The sequence below is a fragment of the Streptomyces sp. Y7 genome (assembly GCF_043195415.1).
Classification (GTDB): Bacteria; Actinomycetota; Actinomycetes; order Streptomycetales; family Streptomycetaceae; genus Streptomyces.
Genome location: NZ_JBIDDQ010000018.1, coordinates 107,229 through 121,246 on the forward strand (window position 1 = coordinate 107,229; position 14,018 = coordinate 121,246).

Here is a 14,018-nt window from a genome sequence, read left to right on the forward strand (position 1 = left end):
AGGGCCCTGCGGGTGCCGCTACGCCGTGCCGGTGAGGTGTTCCGGCCGTACCGGCGTGCGGTTGAGCTCCAGCCCGGTCGCGCTCCGGATCGCCGAGAGGACGGCCGGGGTCGAGGACAGGGTGGGCGCCTCACCGATGCCACGCAGCCCGTACGGGGCGTGGTCGTCGGCGAGTTCGAGCACGTCGACGGGGATGATCGGCGTGTCGAGAATCGTGGGGAGCAGGTAGTCCGTGAAGGAGGGGTTCCTGACCTTCGCGGTCTTGGGGTCGACGATGATCTCCTCCATCACCGCGATACCCATGCCCTGCAGGGTGCCGCCCTGGATCTGGCCGAGGACGGACAGCGGGTTGAGCGCCTTGCCGACGTCCTGGGCGCAGGCCAGCTCGATGACCTTGACCAGGCCGAGTTCGGTGTCCACCTCGACGACCGCGCGGTGCGCGGCGAAGGAGTACTGGACGTGTCCGTTGCCCTGGCCGGTACGCAGGTCGAAGGCCTCGGTCGGACGGTGCCGCCACTCGGCCTCGACCTCGACGACCTCGCCCTCCAGCACGTCGGCCAGGTCACCGAGGACCTCGCCGCCGTCGGTCACGACCTTGCCGCCCTCCAGGAGCAGCTCGGCGGTGGCCCAGGCGGGGTGGTAGGAGCCGAACTTGCGGCGCCCGATCTCCAGGACCTTCTCGCGGACGAGCTCGCAGGAGTTCTTGACGGCGCCGCCGGTGACGTACGTCTGCCGGGACGCGGACGTCGAGCCGGCGCTGCCGACCTGCGTGTCCGCCGGGTGGATGGTCACCTGGGTGACACCCAGCTCGGTGCGGGCGATCTGCGCGTGGACGGTGACGCCGCCCTGGCCGACCTCCGCCATCGCGGTGTGCACCGTGGCCACCGCCTCGCCGCCGACGACCTCCATGCGCACCTTGGCGGTGGAGTAGTCGTCGAAGCCCTCGGAGAAGCCGACGTTCTTGATGCCGACCGCGTAGCCGACACCGCGTACGACGCCCTCGCCGTGCGTGGTGTTGGACAGGCCGCCCGGCAGCTGCCGTACGTCGGCGCCCTCGCTGGACTCCCACTGGCGCTCCGGCGGCAGGGGCATCGCCTTGACGCGGCGCAGGAGTTCGGCGACCGGCGCCGGGGAGTCGACGGGCTGGCCCGTGGGCATGATCGTGCCCTGCTCCATGGCGTTGAGCTGCCGCAGCTCCACCGGGTCCATGCCCAGCTTCGCGGCCAGCTTGTCCATCTGCGCCTCGTAGGCGAAGCACGCCTGGACCGCGCCGAAGCCGCGCATGGCGCCGCAGGGCGGGTTGTTGGTGTAGAGCGCGATGGCCTCGATGTCGACGTCCTCGACCACGTACGGGCCGATGCTGAGCGAGGAGGCGTTGCCGACGACCGCCGGGGAGGCGGAGGCGTAGGCGCCGCCGTCCAGCACGATCCGGCACTTCACGTGCGTGAGCTTGCCGTCCTGGGTGGCCCCGTGCTCGTAGTACAGCTTGGCCGGGTGGCGGTGGACGTGCCCGAAGAAGGACTCGAACCGGTTGTAGACGATCTTGACGGGCTTGCCCGTGCGCATCGCCAGCAGACAGGCGTGGATCTGCATCGACAGGTCCTCGCGGCCGCCGAAGGCGCCGCCGACGCCGGACAGCGTCATCCTGACCTTGCTCTCGGGCAGGCCGAGGACCGGGGCGATCTGCTTGAGGTCGCTGTGCAGCCACTGGGTGGCGATGTACAGGTGGACGCCGCCGTCCTCGTCAGGCACCGCGAGGCCGGACTCCGGGCCGAGGAAGGCCTGGTCCTGCATGCCGAAGGTGTACTCGCCCCTGACGATCACGTCGGCACGCTCGGCGGCGGCCGCCGCGTCGCCGCGCAGGATCGGCTGGCGGTGCACGATGTTGGGGTGCGGGACGTGGCCGCTGTGGTGGTCGTCGCGGCCTTCGTGGATGAGGATCGCGTCGGGGGCGGTCGCCGAGGCCTCGTCGGTGATGACGGGCAGTTCGCGGTAGTCGACCTTGATCTTGGCGGCGGCGCGACGAGCCGTCTCCGGGTGGTCGGCGGCGACGATGGCGACCGGCTCACCGTGGTGGCGGACCTTGCCGTGCGCGAGGACCGGGGTGTCCTGGATCTCCAGGCCGTAGTTCTTCACGTCGGTCGGCAGATCGTCGTACGTCAGGACCGCGTAGACACCCGCCATGGCGAGGGCCTCGCTCGTGTCGATGGACACGATCTCGGCGTGCGCGACGGTGGACCGCAGGATCTGGCCCCAGAGCATGTCCTCGTGCCACATGTCGGAGGAGTACGCGAACTCTCCGGTGACCTTGAGGGTGCCGTCCGGGCGGAGCGTCGACTCGCCGATGCCGCCCTTGGTCTGGGACCCCTGGGTGATCTTCGTGGGAGCGCCGTTGGTGGGCATGCTGCTTAGACCGCCTCTCCCTGCCGGGCGGCCGCGAGGCGGACCGCGTCCATGATCTTCTCGTAACCGGTGCAACGGCACAGGTTGCCCGACAGCGCCTCGCGGATGTCCGCGTCGGTCGGGTTCGGGTTGCGCTCCAGCATCTCGTCCGCGGCGACCAGCAGACCCGGCGTGCAGAAGCCGCACTGGACGGCGCCGGCGTCGATGAACGCCTGCTGGATCGGGGAGAGTTCGGTGCCCTCGCCGGTCTGCGAGTCCTGCCCCTTGGCCGCCCACTGCTGGGCGTCCTGCAGGGACGTACCGCAGGCACCGGTGGCGCAGCCGCCGTGCTCGGCGCGCTGCTTGGCGAAGTCCGCGAGCCCCTCGACGGTGACGACCTCGCGGCCCTCGGCCTGTCCGGCGGCGACCAGGCACGAACACACCGGCACGCCGTCCAGCCGGACCGTGCAGGATCCGCATTCGCCCTGCTCGCAGGCGTTCTTCGAGCCCGGAAGGCCCATCCGCTCCCGCAGCACGTACAGCAGGGACTCGCCCTCCCACACGTCGTCGGCTTCCTGCGGACGTCCGTTGACAGTGAAGTTGACACGCATTACGCGGCTCCCTCCGTGAGGCGGCGCTCGCCGCGGTACGACTCCCAGGTCCAGGTCAGCGTGCGGCGCGCCATGACGCCGACCGCGTGCCGGCGGTAGCTCGCCGTGCCCCGGACATCGTCGATCGGGTTGCAGGCGCCCGAGCACAGCTCGGCGAACTGCTTGGCGACCGACGGAGTGATGATCTTGCCGTTGTCCCAGAAGCCGCCCTCTTCGAGCGCCGCGTTCAGGAACTCCTCGGCGGCCTTGGCCCGCACGGGCGTGGGGGCGGCCGAGCCGATCCCCGTGCGCACGGTCCGCGTCTCGGGGTGCAGCGCGAGTCCGAAGGCGCACACGGCGATGACCATCGCGTTGCGGGTGCCGACCTTCGAGTACTGCTGCGGCCCGTCGGCCTTCTTGATGTGGACGGCGCGAATGAGCTCGTCCGCCGCGAGCGCGTTGCGCTTCACGCCGGTGTAGAACTCGTCGATCGGGATACGGCGGCTGCCGCGCACCGACTCGACCTCGACCTCGGCGCCTGCCGCGAGGAGGGCGGGGTGGGCGTCACCGGCCGGGGAGGCGGTGCCGAGGTTGCCGCCGACGCCGCCGCGGTTGCGGATCTGCGGGGAGGCGACCGTGTGGGAGGCGAGCGCGAGGCCCGGCAGCTCGGCGCGCAGGTCCTCCATGATCCGCGTGTACGGCACAGAGGCGCCGAGCCGCACGCTCTCCTCGCCGACCTCCCACTCGTAGAGGTCGCCGATGCGGTTCAGGTCGAGAAGGTACTCGGGCCGACGGTGGTCGAAGTTGATCTCGACCATCACATCGGTGCCACCCGCAATCGGCACAGCGGTGGGGTGCTCGGCCTTCGCGGCGAGCGCCTCCTCCCAGCTGGCGGGGCGAAGGAAGTCCATGACCGGCTCTCTTCTTCGTCTCGTGGGTCGTACGGTTTGAGCCAGATCAGGTGCGGCGGGCCCGGCTCGTTCATGTGCTGTTAACGCGCATTGACGTCAGTACACAGCGCCGTACTCCACCGGGGTCAGTCACGGAAACCATGAAGGAGTTGGCTGGCCAGGGTGGGCATCTTGTAGATTCGTATGAACGGAGGTCACCAGTAACCTCCACGTCTTTCTCCGGAAACACCGGACACGGCCCTGTGACCTGGGACACCGTCCGAAAGACGACGAGCACCGCCCCGGCGCCGCTCATCGGCCCTCGGCTCGGGCCGCACCCCACAGACCCCTGAAGATCCATCATAGATTTCGAGACAAAGAACGGCGGCGACGAGAATGCGGCTGCGCGCACTGCTGGAAACCGACGCGCTGGGCCTCAAGCTGCTCGGCGGCGAGGACGAGCTGGATCGCACCGTGCGCGGCGTGATGACCACCGACCTGCGCGACCCCAGCCGCTATCTGTCCGGCGGTGAGCTGGTGCTCACGGGCCTTGCCTGGCGGCGCGACGCCGCGGACTCCGACCCTTTCGTGCGCATCCTGGTGCAGGCCGGCGTGGCGGCCCTGGCGGCCGGTGAGGCCGAGCTCGGCGACATCCCCGACGACCTGGTGCTGGCGTGTGCCCGCCACCGCCTCCCGCTGTTCGCGGTGCACGAGTCGGTGGCTTTCGCGACGGTCACCGAGCATGTCGTGCGGCAGGTCAGCGGCGAGCGGGCCGGGGATCTGGCGGCCGTCGTCGACCGGCACCGCCGGATGATGACCTCGGGCCCGGCGGGCGGCGGCCCGGACGTGGTCCTGGACCTCCTCGGCTCGGACCTGGACCTGCGGGCCTGGGTGCTCTCACCGACCGGCCGGCTCATCGCCGGCTCCGAGGTCGGCGGCCCCGCGCTGCCCGCGGAGCTGTGCGCACGGCTGGCGGCGGAGCATCTGACGGCCGCCCGCACGGGCCGCCGCGGCCCGCACCGGATCACGCTCGGCTCCGGGACGTACTCCCTGTTCCCGATCGTCCGCAGCGGCGGCCGCTCCGCGCAGGGCTCTCGGGACGTGCGCGAGACGCTGCTGTCGGACTGGCTGCTGGCCGTGGAGGCGGACGCGAGCGACTGGCCCGAGGAGCGGCTCGACCTGCTCCAGGGCGTCACCCAGCTGATCGCCGTCGAACGGGACCGCAGGGACGCGGCCCGCACCGTCCGCCGCCGCCTCGCCCAGGAGGTCCTGGAGCTGGTCCAGACGGGCGCGGCACCGGCCGAGATCGCCGCACGCCTCCGGGTGGCCGCACCGGTCCTGCTGCCCGGCCTCGGGGCGGCCCCGCACTGGCAGGTGGTCGTCGCGCGGGCCGAGTGGGAGGGCTCCGACATCGAGGCGGGCCCGATCGCCCAGTCCCTGCTGGAGGAGATCCTGGTGGACCCGCTGGCCACCGGCCCCGAACCCTCCGACCGCATCGCGGTGGCCCACACGGGCGACGAGGCCATCGCCCTGGTCCCCCTCCCCGCCGTCTCCTCGGAGCACGACGGCTCGGAGGCCGGCATCCTCGCCGACGCGCTCCTGGAGTCGGTACGCGCCCCGCTCTCCGCGGGCCTGAACGACGACGGCCGGGTCACGCTCGGCGTCAGCGCGGCGGTGCACTCGGCGGAGGGCCTGCGCGGCGCCCTGGAGGAGGCCCGTCACGCCCGCCGGGTGGCGGCGGCGCGCCCCGGCAGGGTCTGCGCGGCCGGCCACCAGGAACTGGCGTCCCACGTCCTCCTCCTGCCGTTCGTCCCGGACGACGTACGCAGGGCCTTCACCGCCCGCCTCCTGGACCCCCTGCGCGACTACGACCGCCGCCACCGCGCGGAACTGATCCCGACCCTCGAGGCGTTCCTGGACTGCGACGGCTCCTGGACGCGCTGCGCGACCCGTCTCCACCTGCACGTCAACACACTGCGCTACCGGGTCGGCAGGATCGAGCAGTTGACGAGTCGGGACCTCTCCCGACTGGAGGACAAGCTCGATTTCTTCTTGGCATTGCGGATGAGTTGACCCCACCCGGCCACCCCGCCGGATGGCACCAAGTGCCGCCACTGTCCCACGACTTTGTGAAATCCTTCACCCACCCTCTTGGCCGGGCCGCCAGATTCGTGCTGAGATGCCGCCACCACTCAACAGCTCGATGGCGTGCTCGGGGAGGGACAGGTGGCGCATACCGCCATGTCTGGTAACGGAACGAACGACGGTGACGATCCACTCCAGACCGCGGTATGGCGGCTGCGCTCACGCGCCTGCTGGGCGGACGCGGCGGCCCTGCTACGGCCGGTGACCGCGGCGGCCTCGCTGCAGCGGGCGTCCTTGCTGGTGGAGCGCTGCCTCTACACCGAACAGGGCTGGGCGGAGGCGGAGGACGCCCTGCGGACGGCCGAGGCGCTCGCCCACAGTGACGACGAGCGGGGCGCGGCCGCTTGTGAACGCGGGCAACTTGCTTATGCGGCGACGCTGCACGGAGTGCGCGACCGGGCGGACGAGGCGCGGGCTGCGCTGGGCCGCGCGGCGGCGCTGATCCCTCCGGGGGCAGCGGGCCGGGCCCTCCTGGACTTCCGCCGCGGCCTCCTCGCCGAGAACCTGGCCCGCTCGCCCCAAGCGGCACGAGCCGCCTACCGCCGGGCCCACGCCGGCGCCACGGCGCACGCCGACCCGCTCCTGCTCTCCTTCACCTGGCGCCATCTGGCCGGACTGGCCCTGCGCGACGGCGAGTTGGCGGAGGCCCGGCACGGCTTCGCCGAGTCCCTGCGCATCCGCGAGGAACTCGGCTACCTCGTGGGCACGGCCCCCGCGCTGGCGTCCCTGGCGGACGCGGAAGCGGAACCGGAGGCGTCCCGCCTACGCGAGGAAGCCACCCGCCTGTTCCGCCTCCTGGGCGGAGTCCCCACCTGGCTGTCCCACCAACTCACCCCACCAGCCCCCAACACGGCGACGGCCTGACCCCGTACCTCACCCTCCTGGGGCTCCCGCCCCAGACCCCGCATCGGCCCGAACGGCTCGTCCTCAAACGCCGGACGGGCTGAAAGAACGGGCATCCGGCACCAAGAACAGGGCGCACCCGCCCACGACGGCAGGGGGGCCGCACCTCCACCCGGCCGGCACCCGCCCACGGCGGCAAGGGGCCGTGCCGGGGGGTGTCCGCCCGCAGCGGCCGGCGTCAAGAAACAGCACCCCTTGATGCCGGGATCCCGCCGGACCGAGGACGGACACCCCCCCGGCACGGCCCCGCCCCCCCCCCCCCCCCCCCCCCCCCCCCGCCCCACCCACCGACACAAGGCGCTAAGCGCACCCCACCCCACCCGCACAGGCGGCCGCAGGCACCGTCACCGCGCCCCGGCGAAATGCTCCCCCACCAACGACCGCACCACATCCAGGTCCCGCGCGATCAACGCGTCCAACAGCGCGGTGTGTTCCGCCGCGTCCGCGAGCAGATCGGCAGGCCCCCGCCCGGGCGCCCGCCCCGGACTCACCAACGGCCACTGAGCCCGCCGATGCAGATCATCCGCGAGCTGGACCAACTGTTCGTTGCCGCAGAGACCGAGCACAGCCCGATGAAAACCACGATCCGTCTCGGCGTACGTGGCCCGGCACCCGGTGGCCGCCGCCCGCACGGTGGCCTCCGCCAACGGCCGCAACTCGGCCCACCGTTCCGCAGAGACCGTCCGCGCCAGCCGCAACATCACCGGCACCTCGATCAGCGCCCGCACCTCGGCCAGCTCGGCCAGCTCCCGAGCCCCCCGCTCGACCACCCGGAACCCCCGGTTGGGCACGACCTCGACGGCCCCCTCCAACGCGAGCTGCTGCATGGCCTCCCGCACCGGCGTGGCAGAGACCCCGAACCGCTCCCCCAGAGCAGGCGCCGAGTACACGACCCCGGGCGACAGCTCACCCGTCACCAGCGCGGTCCGCAGGGCGTCCAGGATCTGCCCCCGCACGGAGGCCCGCTGCACCAAGGCCCGAGGCCGCGGAATCGGCGTCTCACTGTGCGTGTGCTCCCCACGCGCCACAGCTCCGCCGTCACCCCGCTCGGGCCCGCCCCCCACGACCGGCTCAGCCCGCTCAACGCGCTCGGTCCGCTGTTCCTCAACCCCCCGTACAGCGACCCCCCGCCCCTGCGCAGGCACCCGCGGCACGCCCCCGCGAATATCCGACCCCGCGGCGCTCCCGGCGCTCACGCCTCCCCCGACCCCCACGCCGTCCACGCCCTCCACACCCGAAGCGCCCCGCTGCCCCGACGCACGATCCGAACCACCAGGATTCCCGGTCACCGCGGAGCTCTGCGCGCCCTGCTTCACGGGTCCTCCTCCGGACGTGTCGGTACTTGGGGTCATTACGGCGGGTTGTTACTCACCCGTCAAGCACCATAGGCGCAGAACGCGACAGTTCAAACCGCAGCGATCTTGGGTAAGGTAAGGCTTACCTTTGAAGCCTCTCGGAATCGGCGGCCCCCATGCCCGTGCCCCCTTCGGCCCTCGCAGACGCCTACACCCGTCTCACCACGGCCCTCCCGGCACTGGGCATCATCCAGCCCCCCGCCCCCGACCCCATGCCCCACCACGCGGGCTGGGTCACCGCGGCCGCCCTGGCCGACGGCGGCGACGCCCTGGACGCCTTCCTGGCCTGGGACGACGCTCAGGTACGGCGCGACTACGGACAGCCCGCCCGCCCCGACGTCGTCGCCAGCTTCGGCCTGCACCGCTACGCCTGGCCCGCCTGCCTGCTGATCACCGTGCCCTGGTTCCTGCTCCGCCGCGTCCCGCGCCTGCCCGTGACACATGTCTCCTACGACCGGACGGCAACCGGCCTCGCGATGGGCCGCCTCGCGGCCCGCCCGGCCACGTTCGCCTGCCTCCCCGGCGACCCGGCCGCCGTCCTGCCCGGCGCCAGGGTCGTCCCGGACGAGGAGGCACTGCGCGCCGAGGTGCGAACCGCGATCGCCGAGCACCTCGAACCCGTTCTCGCCGGCTTCGGCCCGCGCATGCGCCGCCGCGGCCGCGCCCTGTGGGGCATGGCGACCGACGAGATCGTCGAGAGCCTGTGGTACGTCGCCCACCTGTTCGGCGACGGCGAGCAGGACCGCGCCCGCCGCGAGCTGGAACTGCTCCTGCCGGGCGCCACGCAGCCGTACGTCGGTTCGGCCGCGTTCCGTGAACTCACCGGCCCCGACGGCGAGTCGCTGCCGACCCGGGACCGCGCCAGCTGCTGCATGTTCTACACACTGCGCCCCGAGGACACCTGCGCCACCTGCCCGCGCACCTGCGACGCGGACCGGGTCACCAAACTCCTGGCGACGGCGAGCTGAACGTCCGTCACCGGAGGAGCCCGTGCCGCCCAACTCCCGGTGAGCAGCGCGAGTTGAGGGCCCCTCAGGCGTACGCGTCACCCTTGGTGCCGTAAGATCACCCACGAGCGGGACACCCGTTACGGTTACAGGCGTTTCACAATTTCCTCACTCCGCGCAGGAACTTTTCGCGGCACCACCCGCACGGGTAGTCTTGTTCGAACTCAACTCCTGCCCCTCAAGCGGCAGTTCGAGCAGAATGCTGCCCTGGGCATCCCCTTGCACTTCCTTGGCGGCCTCTTGCCCCGAAAACCCCTGAGGGCCAGCGGGATTGGGCCACTATGGCGGGCGTTACGCCCTATCCCAATGCAAGGGACCCCAGATGAGATTGACCGACATATCGCTGAACTGGCTGCTTCCGGGCGCCGTACTGCTCCTGGGCATGCTGGCGGCGGTGGCGGTACTGGCGCGCGGCAAGCGGTCGGGGGAGCACGCGAAGGCCGAGGACTCGTGGGAGCGCAGCGAGGAGCGACGCAGGCGCAAGGAGGCCATATACGGCACGGCCTCCTACGTACTCCTCTTCTGCTGCGCCGCGGTCGCGGCGGCGCTCTCCTTCAAGGGCCTGGTCGGCTTCGGTGAGCAGAACCTGGGCCTGTCCAACGGCTGGCAGTACCTCGTGCCGTTCGGTCTGGACGGCGCGGCGATGTTCTGCTCCGTCCTCGCCGTGCGCGAGGCCAGCCACGGTGACGCGGCCCTCGGCTCCCGGATACTCGTGTGGACGTTCGCGGGCGCCGCGGCCTGGTTCAACTGGGTGCACGCGCCCCGGGGCCTCGCCCACGCCGGTGCCCCGCACTTCTTCGCCGGCATGTCCCTTTCGGCGGCCGTACTGTTCGACCGCGCACTGAAGCAGACCCGCCGGGCCGCCCTGCGCGAGCAGGGCCTGGTGCCGCGTCCGCTGCCGCAGATCCGCATCGTCCGCTGGCTGCGGGCGCCGCGCGAGACGTACAAGGCCTGGTCGCTGATGCTGCTGGAGAACGTGCGCAGCCTGGACGAGGCGGTCGACGAGGTCCGCGAGGACAAGCGGCAGAAGGACGCGGCCCGACTGCGCCGCCGCGACAAGGAGCGCATGGAGCGCGCCCAGCTCAAGGCCATCAGCCGGGGCCACCGCGGCTTCATCGGCCGCGGCAACGGACGGCCGGCCGAGCCGCAGGCCCTGGAGTCCGGTTCGGCCCAGGTGTCCGCGGAGCCTGCCATATCCGCGCCGGAACAGTTGCCCGTGCTCTCGCGTCCCTCTCTGCAGCCCGTACGCACCGGTTCTGACCCGGTGACCGTCGACCTCACCGCGGAGGACGACACCATGGCGCTGCCGCGGCTGGACTCCCTGGAGCGCAAGCTCAAGGACCTGGAGCAGCAGTTCGGCTGAGCCTGCCGGTCAGCGACGCGTCGGCGTCATCGGCGAAGGGGCGCGACCCGGGACGGGTCGCGCCCCTTCGCCGTCCCGCACCACCAGTCGCACGTCGCGCACGTCCTCACACGGCGCCCGCGTCGAGTTCGAACCACACCGCCTTCCCGACCGCGTGCGTCCGCACGCCCCAGGTGTCCGCGAGGGACTGGACCAGGATCAGGCCCCTGCCGCTCGTACCGTCGTCGGCGATCGGTACGCGTGGTCTGGGGAGCCGGGTCACGAAGTCCCGTACCTCCACCCGCAGTCCGCCCGGCCCGACGGTCGCCGTCAGGACCGCGTCGCGGTCGGTGTGCACCAGCGCGTTGGTGACGAGCTCGCTGGTGAGCAGTTCGGCTATCTCCGATCGTCCCGGCCTCCCCCAGTGCCGTAACAGCTCGCGCAGCGCCCTGCGTGCCTCCGGGACGGCCCGTAGGTCCCGCCGTCCGAGTCTGTGCCTGAGCTGAGGCGGCTGCGCGTGTTCCCCGTCGCTCGCGGCCCTGTCCTCCACTGTCTCCACCGAGGAGGCCCCGAATATCATGGGACCGCCTCCTCGTGCCTGCCTCTTCATGACCCCCGCCCGCGTGCCGATGTCGGTTCCCCTCCTGGCTCGAACACGTTCACGGGGACCATTTCCCCATGGGACTTGGCGCCAGTCATGTCGAATCGTGAACGACCAGGTGTTCGGCCACGGTTGGGGCGGTCCAGGCAGGTTGGATGAAAGCCGAAACGTCACCCGTCGGCCGCCCGGAGGCCGCCACGGACGACGAACGGGGCTGGTCGGCCACCGGCCACACCTCCGGTTCCCGGTCGAAGGCGTGCCCGCGGCGAGGGGAGGCGGGGCCGTGCAGTCGACGCTGGAGCAGGACGCCCCTCCCGTGCTGCCGTGCACGGCATCGGGCCGACTGCCCTGCGGGCGCGCCGACCACAGGGATCGGCCCGCGCGTCGATGCCGGCCTGTCGAACCGGCCGTAGGCGACGAAGTGCTGGGGCGGTTGGGGTCGTAGGCGGGGTGGCCGCACACAGGTCCGGTGCCGGGGGCGACAGGGCGCCTCGGGTCACCTTTCCGCTCCCTGTGAAACTGGCCGGAATTCGCGGGTCATCCGTGACGAGCGCGGGACCGCCCGCCCGACCCCCGTCCGGGAGGGCGGCCCCGCTGTGGCGATGGTCCGGGTGACGCGTCGGTCAGTAGAGCTTGTTGACCGCGGTGGTCGTCGTCTTCTTGAACGCCTTCACCGGCGCGTCCGCGAAGTCGCCCATCTGTCCCCACTGCACGACGGTGACGGTGCCGCCGTCCCGGCCGACGGAGACGAGGTGGATGTCCATGGCACCCCACGAGGCACGCGTCGCGAAGCCGTGGACACGGGCGCCCTCCTCGACCGGCAGGCTGCCGTAGCTCCTGTGGTCGGCCTCGACGTCCGGGTCCGCGTCCATGCGTGCGACGCAGCGCTTGACGTCCTTGTCGAGGCGGGTGGCCAGGGCCTTGGCCTTGGCGCTGTTCCCGACGACGACGTTGAGCTGCTGGGCGCCGGTGTCGAGGTCGGTGCGGAAGGTGCGGTAGCTGGAGGTGTAGGCGAGCAGGGACTCGCCGAAGCAGAACTGCATCTCCTCCGGGACGCCGCCGGTGACCTTGTCGGCGGTCCAGCCGGTGGAGTGCGGCGGCAGTTCGGACGGCGCGAGGAACTTCGGTGCGGGCGTCCTCGGCGCGGCGCCGGCGGGTGCCGCGGAGAGTGCGGTGCCCGCCGTGAGACCGACGACGGCGAGTGCGGTGAGCACGCCGGCTCGGGTGCGCTTGGGCATGGGTGGTCCCCCCGTGGATCAGATGAGTGCATGACTGCGTGAACGTGCGGAAGTGGATCGTCACCGACGCCGGTTGGTCCCCCCGGCCCGGTCGGTGCGACACCAAGAGCATCAGCCGTCACAGCGGGCGGCCGCAAGCGCCGTCGCCCGATCCGCGACGGTGGAACCATCCCAGCCCTTGTGACGTGCAGGTATAGGGAGTGCCTGGGATGCCGTCCCGGGACGCGGAGGACACGGGAGAACAGTGTCGGAAGCACAGGACGACGACGTTCAGGAGTTCGCGGCGTTACTCAGACGCCTGAAGGAACGCACCGACCGCAGTTACGGTCAGCTGGCCCGCCGCCTGAACATGAACACCTCCACGCTGCACCGCTACTGCGCGGGTGACGCGGTCCCCCTCGGCTTCGCGCCCGTGGAGCGGTTCGCGGCGCTGTGCGGGGCGACGCCGGAGGAGCGGATGGAGCTGCACCGGCTGTGGATCCTGGCGGTGGCCGCCCGGCAGAGGCCGCGCGCGGCGGCCGGTGGCGCGACGCCTTCCGGCGCGCAGGAGGCGGCGGAGGCGGCCGCCTCCGACACGACCTCCGAAGCGGCCATGGGAACGGTCCAGGACGACCCGGCATCGCCCGGGCCCGCCCCCCGCCCCTGGTACCGGCGCCGGCGTCTGCTGGTCTCCGCGGCCGTGGCGACCGCGCTCCTCGCCACGCTCGGCAGTCTCTCCGCCTTCCCGGACGACCGCGCGAAGGGCAGCGACTCCGTCGAGGCCGTCGATCCGCCCCGTACGACGGAGCCCGACTCGCCGCGCCCGAAGTCGGCCGGGTCCCCGAGCCCCTCCCCGGGCACCCCCTCCCCCTCGGCCGACGCGTCGAGGAAGTCCTCGGCGAAGCCGACCGGGGACGCCGGCCGGCCCTCGAAGGAGGCCGCCCGGCCGCGGCCCTCGACCGGGGTGCCCCTGACCTGGAGTGCCGACTCGCACGTCTGGCAGGCCGGCTGCGGTCACGACTACGTCATCGACAAACCGCCGCAGCAGGTCCCGCCGCCGCCGAACCCGCAGGACGCCGCGGTCTGGGCGGCGACTATGGGCGCCGTGCACGGCAAGCAGACGCTGGTGAGGATCACGGTGCAGGGCAAGTCGTCCACGGCCGTGGTCCTGGAGGCGCTGCGCGTGCGCGTGGTCGGCCGCTCGGCGCCCATGGCGGGCACCAACTACGCCATGGATCAGGGCTGCGGCGGAGCGCTGACGCCCCGCTACTTCGATGTCGATCTGGACAGGGACCGCCCCATCGCCCGCCCGGCCGACGGCAACGACTCGGGCGTCACGATCCCCGCGATGCGGCTGCCGTACCGCGTGTCCGCCGAGGACCCGGAGGTCCTGCTGATCGACGCGCGGACGGCGGCCTGCGACTGCAGCTGGTATCTGGAACTGGACTGGTCGTCCCAGGGCCGCACGGGCACGGTCCGCGTCGACGACCACGGCCGCCCGTTCCGCACGACCGGCAACAAGGGGCTGAAGAACTACGGGTACGACACCTCGGCCCGCGCGTGGGTGCCCTGGGAGGAGTAGGGCG

General features: G+C 72.1%; 11 protein-coding genes. 5 read left to right on the top strand and 6 right to left on the bottom strand.

Going from position 1 to position 14,018, the window contains the following annotated elements; all coding sequences use genetic code 11:
* Positions 1 to 18: 18 nt before the first annotated feature.
* The 3 genes from ACGFW6_RS32340 to ACGFW6_RS32350 are packed head-to-tail and all read right to left on the bottom strand — an operon-like array spanning position 19 to position 3,883.
* Positions 19 to 2,403: a xanthine dehydrogenase family protein molybdopterin-binding subunit gene (locus ACGFW6_RS32340; RefSeq protein ID WP_393517860.1), complete on the bottom strand. Its 2,385-nt coding sequence runs from the start codon at positions 2,401 to 2,403 to the stop codon at positions 19 to 21.
* Positions 2,404 to 2,408: 5 nt separating this feature from the next.
* Positions 2,409 to 2,993 carry a (2Fe-2S)-binding protein gene (locus ACGFW6_RS32345; RefSeq protein ID WP_393517863.1) on the bottom strand — a complete coding sequence of 195 codons (585 nt, stop codon included), beginning with the start codon at positions 2,991 to 2,993 and terminating at the stop codon, positions 2,409 to 2,411.
* Positions 2,993 to 3,883: an FAD binding domain-containing protein gene (locus ACGFW6_RS32350; RefSeq protein WP_393517866.1), complete on the bottom strand. Its 891-nt coding sequence runs from the start codon at positions 3,881 to 3,883 to the stop codon at positions 2,993 to 2,995. The genes ACGFW6_RS32345 and ACGFW6_RS32350 overlap by 1 nt, the downstream gene beginning before the upstream one ends.
* Positions 3,884 to 4,258: 375 nt before the next feature.
* On the opposite strand from ACGFW6_RS32350, the gene ACGFW6_RS32355 reads away from it, so the two are divergent.
* Positions 4,259 to 5,935, top strand: coding sequence for a PucR family transcriptional regulator (locus ACGFW6_RS32355; RefSeq protein ID WP_393517869.1), 1,677 nt, complete (start codon positions 4,259 to 4,261; stop codon positions 5,933 to 5,935).
* A gap of 153 nt (positions 5,936 to 6,088) precedes the next feature.
* On the top strand, positions 6,089 to 6,871 hold the full coding sequence (locus ACGFW6_RS32360; RefSeq protein ID WP_393517872.1) for a hypothetical protein: 783 nt from the start codon (positions 6,089 to 6,091) through the stop codon (positions 6,869 to 6,871).
* Positions 6,872 to 7,254: 383 nt separating this feature from the next.
* Here ACGFW6_RS32360 and ACGFW6_RS32365 read toward each other — a convergent pair whose 3' ends face one another.
* Positions 7,255 to 8,262 (bottom strand): GntR family transcriptional regulator, encoded by a 1,008-nt coding sequence (locus tag ACGFW6_RS32365; RefSeq protein ID WP_393517875.1) that lies wholly within the window; start codon positions 8,260 to 8,262, stop codon positions 7,255 to 7,257.
* A gap of 119 nt (positions 8,263 to 8,381) precedes the next feature.
* Here ACGFW6_RS32365 and ACGFW6_RS32370 point away from each other — a divergent pair, with 119 nt between their 5' ends.
* A complete protein-coding gene (locus ACGFW6_RS32370; protein ID WP_393517878.1) occupies positions 8,382 to 9,233 on the top strand; it encodes a (2Fe-2S)-binding protein in 852 nt (283 codons plus the stop codon).
* Between the two features lie 361 nt (positions 9,234 to 9,594).
* Positions 9,595 to 10,635 carry a DUF2637 domain-containing protein gene (locus ACGFW6_RS32375; RefSeq protein ID WP_393517881.1) on the top strand — a complete coding sequence of 347 codons (1,041 nt, stop codon included), beginning with the start codon at positions 9,595 to 9,597 and terminating at the stop codon, positions 10,633 to 10,635.
* A 106-nt stretch (positions 10,636 to 10,741) separates the two neighbouring features.
* Here ACGFW6_RS32375 and ACGFW6_RS32380 read toward each other — a convergent pair whose 3' ends face one another.
* Positions 10,742 to 11,194: an ATP-binding protein gene (locus ACGFW6_RS32380; RefSeq protein ID WP_393517884.1), complete on the bottom strand. Its 453-nt coding sequence runs from the start codon at positions 11,192 to 11,194 to the stop codon at positions 10,742 to 10,744.
* Positions 11,195 to 11,838: 644 nt separating this feature from the next.
* Positions 11,839 to 12,453: a hypothetical protein gene (locus ACGFW6_RS32385; protein WP_393517887.1), complete on the bottom strand. Its 615-nt coding sequence runs from the start codon at positions 12,451 to 12,453 to the stop codon at positions 11,839 to 11,841.
* A 244-nt stretch (positions 12,454 to 12,697) separates the two neighbouring features.
* Between ACGFW6_RS32385 and ACGFW6_RS32390 the strand changes: the two genes are divergently transcribed.
* On the top strand, positions 12,698 to 14,014 hold the full coding sequence (locus ACGFW6_RS32390) for a helix-turn-helix domain-containing protein (protein WP_393517890.1): 1,317 nt from the start codon (positions 12,698 to 12,700) through the stop codon (positions 14,012 to 14,014).
* Positions 14,015 to 14,018 lie beyond the last annotated feature (4 nt).